General features: G+C 72.8%; 8 protein-coding genes. All 8 read left to right on the plus strand.

The annotated features are described in order from the left end of the window. Positions 1–22: 22 nt before the first annotated feature. Positions 23–367: a cupin domain-containing protein gene (locus ABT336_RS02745; protein WP_350894745.1), complete on the plus strand. Its 345-nt coding sequence runs from the start codon at positions 23–25 to the stop codon at positions 365–367. A 5-nt stretch (positions 368–372) separates the two neighbouring features. After that, positions 373–912, plus strand: a complete 540-nt coding sequence (locus ABT336_RS02750) for a hypothetical protein (RefSeq protein WP_350894746.1) — start codon at positions 373–375, stop codon at positions 910–912. Next, positions 905–1,855, plus strand: a complete 951-nt coding sequence (locus ABT336_RS02755; RefSeq protein WP_350894747.1) for an aminotransferase class IV — start codon at positions 905–907, stop codon at positions 1,853–1,855. Before ABT336_RS02750 ends, ABT336_RS02755 begins: the two co-directional genes overlap by 8 nt. Beyond that, complete coding sequence (locus ABT336_RS02760; protein ID WP_350894748.1) at positions 1,852–2,553, plus strand: RraA family protein; 702 nt, start codon at positions 1,852–1,854, stop codon at positions 2,551–2,553. Before ABT336_RS02755 ends, ABT336_RS02760 begins: the two co-directional genes overlap by 4 nt. Beyond that, positions 2,554–5,574, plus strand: a complete 3,021-nt coding sequence (locus tag ABT336_RS02765; RefSeq protein WP_350894749.1) for a condensation domain-containing protein — start codon at positions 2,554–2,556, stop codon at positions 5,572–5,574. A gap of 48 nt (positions 5,575–5,622) precedes the next feature. Then, positions 5,623–7,221, plus strand: coding sequence for an AMP-binding protein (locus ABT336_RS02770; protein ID WP_350894750.1), 1,599 nt, complete (start codon positions 5,623–5,625; stop codon positions 7,219–7,221). Beyond that, entirely contained in the window at positions 7,218–7,940 is a 723-nt protein-coding gene (locus ABT336_RS02775; RefSeq protein ID WP_350894751.1) for an HAD family hydrolase, read from the plus strand. The genes ABT336_RS02770 and ABT336_RS02775 overlap by 4 nt, the downstream gene beginning before the upstream one ends. Continuing rightward, the coding region (locus ABT336_RS02780) for a hypothetical protein (protein ID WP_350894752.1) at positions 7,933–8,623 on the plus strand (691 nt) is incomplete at its 3' end. The genes ABT336_RS02775 and ABT336_RS02780, both read left to right, overlap by 8 nt.

Below are 8,623 nucleotides of genomic sequence, written 5' to 3' on the forward strand. Positions count from 1 at the left end.
GCCCTTCGGAAGGGGGAACCGGATGACCACGAGGAAACTGCACTTCACTCCCGCCACCGGCACCACGGCCGAACTCATCCCCGGCTACCACGGTCGGTTCGTCCACGGTGACCGGCTGACGGTGGCGGTCTGGGACGTCACCGCCGGCAGCGAGGTGCCCAGCCACAGTCACCCGCACGAGCAGATCGTGAACTGCCTGGAAGGCACTTTCGAGATGCGGGTCGGCGGCGAGGTCTTCGTGATGGGCCCCGGGGACAGCGTCGTGGTCCCCGGTGGGGTCGAGCACTCCGCGGTGGCCCACACCGACGTGCGCTGCCTGGACGTCTTCCACCCCGTACGTGACGACTACCGGATAGAGGAACGGTGACGCCGATGCGATCCCACGTGCACGTCCACACCCTCGGCCCGTCCGGCACGAACTGTGAGGCCGCCGCCCACCACTGGCTCGACCGGCAGCGGATCGACGACCACCGGGTGACCCTGTACGGCACGCTTGAGGAGGCCGTCGAGGTGGTCACCACCTCGCCCGGCGCCCACGTCCTGCTCGGCTGCGTGGTCTACCCGGACCTGCACCACATCGTCTTCCGCAACCTCGGGGCGTTGACCCTCGTCGAGTGCTTCGTGATGCCGACCCACAACATGGTGGTGGCTGGTGACATGTCCAAGCCGGTGCCGACCGTCGCGTCGCACCCCGCCCCGGTCAACCTCCTCGACGCGTGGACCCCGGAGATCAGTTTCGTCGACAGCAACGCGCGGGCCGCGTTGACTGTCGCCGCCGGGGCGGCTGACGCCTGCGTGACCACCTCGGTCGCCGCCGCCGAGGTGGGTCTGCCGGTGGTGCGGGACTTCGGTCCGGTGCCGATGGGGTTCAGCATCCACGCCAACGGCACCTATCGGCAGCAGCATGGCTGAGCTGTCGGTCTGGTTCGACGGTCGGGTCCACACCGGTGTCACCCCCGAGCCCACCCTGAACACCTTCGGCCTGCACTACGGGTACGCCGTCTTCGAGGGGCTGCGCTCCTTCGACGTCGGCGGGACCGCGTCGATCTTCGCCCTGCAACCCCACATCGACCGGCTGCTGCGCTCCGCTGCCACCCTGGACATCCCCGTCCGGTACGACAACGACACCCTCGTCGCCGCACACCACGAGGTGCTCGCCGCGAACGGGTTGACCGAGGCGTACCTGCGGCCGGTGGCCTTCCTCGGCGACGGCCTCAGCGGGCTCGGCACCCAGCGACACCGGGCGCACCTGGCGATCCTGGCGTGGCCGTGGGCGAACCCGGCACCGAGCGGAGGCGGTGTCCGGTTGGCGGTGGCCCGACGGCGACGTCCGGCACCGGACAGCTTCCCGCCGCACACCAAGGCCGCCGGTGGCTACCTGATCGCCAAGCTGGCCCACAACGAGGCGACGGCCCGGGGCTTCACCGACGCGATCATGCTCGACGACGGTGGTCACCTCGCGGAGGCCACCAGCATGAACGTGTTCCTGGTCCGCGACGGCGGGCTGCTCACCCCGACCACCCGGGCCTGCCTGCCCGGCATCACCAGGGGGACCGTCATCGACCTGGCCCGCCAGGCGGGGGTCAGGGTACGGGAGGCCGACCTCACCGTGTCCGACCTGCTCGACGCCGACGAGGTCTTCCTCACCAGCACCGCCGCCGGGGTACGGCCGGTGCGGGCCGTCGAGGACCACGTGTTCGGCGACGGCCGCCCCGGCGCGCTCACCACCGATCTGCTCGGCCGCTACGACGAGCACGTTCTCACCCACTCCACCCCGCCGACCGCGCCCGCCGATCCCACCCCATCCGGGATGTTCGGCCCGGCCGCCGTCCTGACCTCGGGAGGCCGCTCATGACCGAGCCCCGCGACATCGTCGCGAAGACGATCGGTGACGTGCAGGTGAGCACCTGCGCGCTGGTTGACGTCCTGGACGGGATGGGCGTCACCGACGCCGTCCTGCCCGTCGCGTTGCGGCAGCGGGTCGGCCGGCCCGCCCTGGCCTACGGGACCGCGTACACGGTGGCCTGGGTGCAGGTCCGCAAGCAGGCCTCCATCCACCAGCCGACCCCGGGGACGTGGCAGCAGGTCCGTGACTTCCTGGTCCCGGAGGTCACCGACGGCACCGGGCGGATCTACGTCGGCGGGGCCGGTGACCTTGTCACCCACGCCGCGCTCGCCGGTGGGATGTCGGTGACCTACCTGCTGGAACAGGTCGGCTTCGAGGCGATCGTCCTGGGTGGCGCGGTGCGGGACCGGGCAGTGGTGGAGGCGGCGGAGCGCCCGGTGGTCGCCAGCAACTTCACCCCGACCGACACCCAGGGCGCCTACCGGGTCGCCGCCACCGGCACCGAGTGCCGGATCGGCGACGTACGGATCGTCACCGGCGACTGGGTGTTCACCGACGGGAACGGCACCGTCGTGATCGCCGACGAGATCCTCCTTGAGGTGCTGACGAAGGCGGTGGCGGTGGAGAACGCCGAGGCCCGCATCCTGGCGCAGGTCCGGGCCGGGCGACCGTTGCCCGAGATCGTGGACGAGGGTGGGCAGATCTGAGTGGGCCACACCGTCGTACCGCTGTCACCGGCGCAGGAGCGGCTCTGGACCTCGACGGAGATCCGCCGGGGTGACCCGTTCTTCCACATCCCCTTCGTCGTCGGTCTCGACGGCCCGCTCGACGAGTCCCTCCTGCACGCCTGCCTCGAACGGCTGGTGGCCCGGCACGCCGTGCTGCGCGCCCGGGTGGCCTGGCGGGACGGCCGGGTCTGCCTGGTCGTCCCGCCCGCCGAGGAGGTCGCCCTGGACTGGTTCCGGGGTGCCGTGCTCGACGCCCCGGACGAGGCGACCGCCGACCGGGAGGTCGACGCCGTCGGACGCGTCCCCTTCGACCTGGCTGCCGGGCCGCCGCTGCGGGTCCAGCTGATCCGGCTGGACCGACGGCGGCACCGGCTCGCCGTCACCGTGCACCACCTCGTCTTCGACGGCTGGTCGATGGACCTGTTCGTCGCCGAGCTGGCCGCGCTGTACCGGGCCGGCGGCGATCCGGAGCGGGCGTTCACCGGGCCGCCCCCGGACTACGCCGGACATCTCGCCCGCCGCGACGCTGACCGGTCATCCGACGCGGACGTCGGGTTCTGGTCCGCCCGGCTGGCGGGGGCCCCGGCGGCGGTGGTGCTGCCCAGCGGGCGGGTACGCCCGGTGACCACCGACCACGCCGCCGCCCGCTACACCAGGACGGTGCCGCCGGACCTTGTGGAACAGCTGCGGCAGCTCGCCCGGTCCCGCCGGGTGACGATGTTCATCCTGCTCAAAGCCGTCTGCGACGTCGTGCTCAGCCACTACGGCAACGCCGACGTGCTGACCGGGGTGGCGATGGCGGGCCGTGACCACACCGAGAGCCACGGCGTGGTCGGCTATCTGGCCCGGCCGGTCGTGCTGCGCAGCGACCTGAGCGCCGACCCGTCGTTCCGTACCCTGCTGGGTGCGGTACGCGGGGACCTCCTCGACGCCCACGAGCACCCCGAGTTGCCGTTCGACGCTGTCGTACGGGCCCTCGGGGTGCCCCGGGATCCCGCCTACAACCAGCTCTACCAGGTCATGTTCGCCTACTCGGGTGAGCGGGCCGCGCACAACGTCGGTGACCTGCGGTTCACCGTCACCGAGTTCGCCCCGGCCACCATGAAGGTCGACCTGTCGGTGGTCTGCACCGACACCGCCGGGGGGCTGCGGTTGGACCTCGACTACCGGCGTGACCTCTTCGCCGAGGCCGACCTCGCCCGGGTCGCGGACCGGATGACCGCGGTGCTCGCGGGGATCGCCGTCGACCCGGACGCGACAGTGTCACGGCTGGGTCGACTCAGCGGGGTCGAACTGCGGGCGGCGGTGGACGAGCCGAACCGTCCGGCCGCGCTGCCGGACTCCGGTCCGGTCACGCTGCCCGACCTCGTCGCCTCGGTCCTCGACCGGGCGGCGGCGACACCCGACGCGATCGTCGTCGCGGCGACCGCAACGGAGCCGGAACTCACCTGTCGGGGCCTGGTCGCCGCAGTCGCCGCCACCACGCGGCGGCTGGCGGCGGCCGAGGTCCGGCCCGGTGATCCGGTCGCCCTCTGCGGCGAGCCGTCGGGTGCCCTGGTGGCGGCTCTGCTCGCGGTGATCCGGATGGGGGTGCGCGGGGTGCTGCTCGATCCCGGTTGGCACTCCTTCGAGCTGCGCAACGCCCAGTCCGAGGCGGGTTTCCGGGTGGTGCTCGCCGACGCGCAGGTGGCCCGGCTGTTCGACAGGTCCCGGGTCGACGTGCTCGACCTGGACGCCGTCGGCCCGGCCCCTGGTGACACCGGCACCGACACCGGCCCGGACGGCCTCGGCGTCGGCCCGGACGGCACCGACACCGGCACCGGCACCGACACCGGCCCGGACAGCCTCGGCGTCGGGCCCGACGGGGCCGCGTTCATCGCGTACGACGAGGATGCGGAGCAGCAGGCCGTCGTCCTGTCCGGCGACGTCGTCTCGGTGGTGGTGCGTACCCTGCGGCGCGAGGTCGGGTCGTCGCCGGTCCGGGTGCCGCTGGTCAGCTCGACGGCTTCGATCGGCGTCGTGGTCGAGGCGTTGCTGGCCACGACTGCGGGCGGCACGCTCGTACCGGCCCCGTCGGCGGACGAGGACCGGTTGTGGGCGGTGCGCCAGGTGTTCGGCCCGCTCGCCACGGGCGGGCTGGCGCTCTTCGACGGCCGCCCCCGGCCGGGGTGCCGGGCCTACGTGCTCGGGCCGGACGGTACGCCGGTGCCGCCGGGCGCGGCGGGTGAGCTGTACCTCGGTGGGGATCTGATCGCCGACGGTCACCTCGACGAGGAGTCCACCGAGGCCACGTTCCGGCCGGACCCGCTGGCCGGTCGCCCGGGGGCGCGGCGGTTCGCCACCGGACGGCTCGCCCGCCTCGCGGTGGACGGCCGTTTCGAGCTCCTCGGCGACGCCCGCGACCCGGTGCTGCGTCAGGGGATGCCTGTGGATCCGGGGCAGGTCGAGGGCGCGCTGTTGGAACATCCCGGGGTCGGTGCGGCCAGGGTGCTGCAGTGGCGGCCTGAGCGGGGCGAGCCGACACTGCTCGCGCTCGTCGCCCGTACCGCCGCCGGTGTCGAACCTGGCGCCCTCGCCGTCCACCTGGCCGCACGGCTCCCCGGCTACCTGCGGCCGGACCGGATCGTGGTGGGGGAGACGGTGCCCACCGACAACGACGGGATCGAGCGGGCCGTGGCGGAGGCGGAGGCCGCAGTGGACGCGGCCGAACCACGGGCGGCGGACCGGGAGGTGATCGCGGCGGCCTGGGAGAGGGTCCTCGGGCGGGCCGTGCCGGTGAACCTCAACTTCTTCGACGCCGGTGGCAACTCCCTGCTGCTGATCAGGTTGCGCGACGAGCTGCGGACCGCGTTGGAGACGGAGGTGTCGCTGACCGACCTGTTCAGCCACCCGACGATCCGGGCGATGGCCGAGGCGCTGGGACGGCCGGTGGCCGCGCCCCCGCCTGCGGTGAACCGGGGCGAGGCCCGCCGGTACGCACACGCCCGCCGTGGCCGGTGACAGGTGGCCGGGACGGACCACCGCACCAATTCGGATCTTGGAGAGGGCATGCTGAAACGGACGCTGTACCAGTGGTTCGAGGAGTCGGCCCGCCGGTTCCCGGAGGCCACGGCGCTGACGGTGGGCGGGACCACGCTCAGCTACGCCCGACTGCGGCGGCGGGCGCTGGCCGTCGCAGCCGACGTCATGGCCGGGCGTGACCGCCCGCCGACACGGATCGCGCTGGTGGCGCCCCGCACCGCCGCCTGCGCGTACGCGGGAATCCTGGCCGCCCAACGGCTCGGTGCCACAGTCGTGCCGCTGAACCCGGACCACCCGAGTCACCGCAACATCGACATCGCCCAGCGGGCCGGGGTCGAGGTGGCCCTCGTGGACCGGGAGGTCCGTGACCCGTTCCAGGACCTGCCACGCCGGTTCCGGCCGTCGACCCTTGTCCTCGACGACACCGACCCGGGGGAGGACCCCGACGTGGACGGGTTGCCGCCGGTGGTCGCCGACGCCGACGCCGAGGCGTACCTGCTGTTCACCTCCGGCACCGCAGGAGTGCCGAAGGGGGTGCCGTTCAGGCACCGGCACATCTCCCCGTACCTCGCGCACAACCTGGACCGGTTCGAGATCGGCCCGGACTGCCGGGTGTCGCAGACGTTCGGGCTGACCTTCGACGCCTCGGTGGGGGCGACCTTCATGACCTGGGGGGCGGGTGCCACCCTCGTCGTGCCGAGCCGGGAGGAGCTGTTCCAGCCTGTCGACTTCATCGTCCACCACCAGCTGACGCACTGGTTCTCGGTGCCGTCGGCGGTCCGGGTGGCGCAGCACCTGGGCAACCTGCCGACGGGTGCCGCGACGTCGTTGCGGCACAGCCTCTTCGGGGCCGAACCGGTCACCCTCAAACACGCCCGGCTGTGGCGTGCGGTCGCCCCGAACACCGACATCTACAACCTGTACGGCCCCACCGAGGCGGTGGTGAACTGCACCGAGTTCCGGCTGACCGGCGATCCGGCGGGCTGGACGGCGGCCGACAACGACACACTCCCGATCGGGGTGATGTACCCGGGAATGGAGGCCCTGGTCATCGACCCGGACGGCAATCCGGTCGACGACGGGGAGCTGTGCCTGCGGGGGTGGCAGCGGTTCGACGGGTATCTCGACCCCCGGGAGAACGACGGCCGGTTCGTGACCTACGAGGGAACCGGCCCGGCCCTGCCGTGCCCGCCCGGCCGGGTCCCGTCCCCCGACGACTGGTACCGCACCGGCGACCGGGTCACCCGTGAGGGCGTCGACCTGGTCCACCGGGGCCGCCTGGACCACCAGGTCAAGGTGATGGGACACCGGATCGAGATCGGCGAGGTGGAGGCCGCGATCCACCGCCACCCGGCGGTCACCGACGCCGCAGTGGTGGCGATCCGGGTCGACGACGACACCCGCCTGGTCGGGGTGCACACCGGCCCCGGGGTGACGGCCGCCGAACTCGACAGGTGGCTGCGCCACGAACTGCCGATCCACATGGTGCCCACCCGACTGGAACACCTGCCCGCGATGCCGCTCAACGACAACGGCAAGATCGACCGGCGGGCGCTCACCGACAGGTTCACCGCCCGGGACGCCGTGGGCGTCACCGACGCCCCGCCGCTGGGAGCGCAGCGGTGACCGCGCCGGAGCTTGTCATCTTCGACCTGGACGGTGTCCTGGTGGACACCCAGGCCGCCGAGACCGGGGCGCTCGAACACCTGGCCGGGCTGATGGGGGTGCGGCTCGGCGGCGACGAGGCCGCCGCACTGTTCGCCGGCAAGAGGATGGCCGACTGCATCGACGCGATCTCCGAGCGGGCCGGTGCGCCGCCGCCGCCGGGTGCGGTGGAGCTGGTGCGGGCTCGCTGTGAGGAGCTGATCGGCGATCACCTGGAACCGATCGACGGGGTACGCGACGTCGTCGCCGCCGTGGACCGGCTGATGTGTGTGGCCTCCAACAGCCCCCGGGAGTTGATCCGTCGGCGGGTGGAGGCGGCCGGGATCGCCGGGGCCTTCGGTGACCGGATCTTCTCCGCGTACGACATCGGCAGCTGGAAGCCCGCCCCCGACCTGTTCCTGTCGGCCGCCCGGGAGTGCGGCGTACCGCCCGCCTCGTGTGTGGTGGTCGAGGACAGTCCGGTCGGGGTGGCCGCCGCGATCGCGGCGGGCATGCCGGTGCTGCGGTACGGCCCGGACGGCTCCCCAGCCGACCCGGCCTCGATCAGTCCGTACCTGCCGCCCGGCATGGCGGTCGACGGTCTGACCTCCTTCGCGAAGATGGCCGACCTCCCGGGCCTGATCTCGCATGTCCCCAGTCCTCGTGCCGGTACGCGTCAGGAGATCTCACACGATGGTTGACACCCGTAGGGCAATGGTGATCGGCGCCGGCGACCTCGGCAGCCGGGTCCTGCAGGGCCTGGCGTCGAGCGGTTCGGGACGCGAACTCCGGCTGGTCGGGCGGGACGGTGAGGCGACGCTGCGCGCGGCGAACCTGGCTGCCCTGAGCTGCCTGCAGACCGGCCACCGTAACGTGGTCTCCCACGCCGTCGGTGACCTGTCCGACGTCGACCGGACCGCCGCGACGATCAGCGCGTTCCGGCCGGACGTCATCTTCCTGACCGCCAGTCTGCAGTCGTGGTGGGTGATCTCCACCCTGCCGCAGCCCGCCTTCGAGCGGCTCTACCGGGCCAACTTCGGTCCCTGGCTGCCGATGCACCTGGTCCCGGTGCTGTGGGCGATGCGCGCGGTCCGGGCCGCCGGCAGCGACGCCGTGGTGGTCAACGCCGCGTTCCCCGACGCGGTCCACCCCGCGCTGGCGGGCGTCGGCCTGTCGCCGGACGTGGGCATCGGCAACGTCGCGAACAACGTGCCGGGGATCCGGAGCGCCGCCGCCGACCTGTTGGGCGCGGAGGTCCACCGGGTGGAGGTCAGGCTCGTCGCGCACCACTACGTCTCGCACCGGTTGTCCCGGACCGGCGACAGCGGCTCCGCCGGGATGATCCTGCGGGTCCTCCTCGACGGCAGTGACGTCACCGGCCGGT

The organism is Micromonospora sp. NPDC000207 (assembly GCF_040300925.1).
GTDB lineage: Bacteria > Actinomycetota > Actinomycetes > Mycobacteriales > Micromonosporaceae > Micromonospora.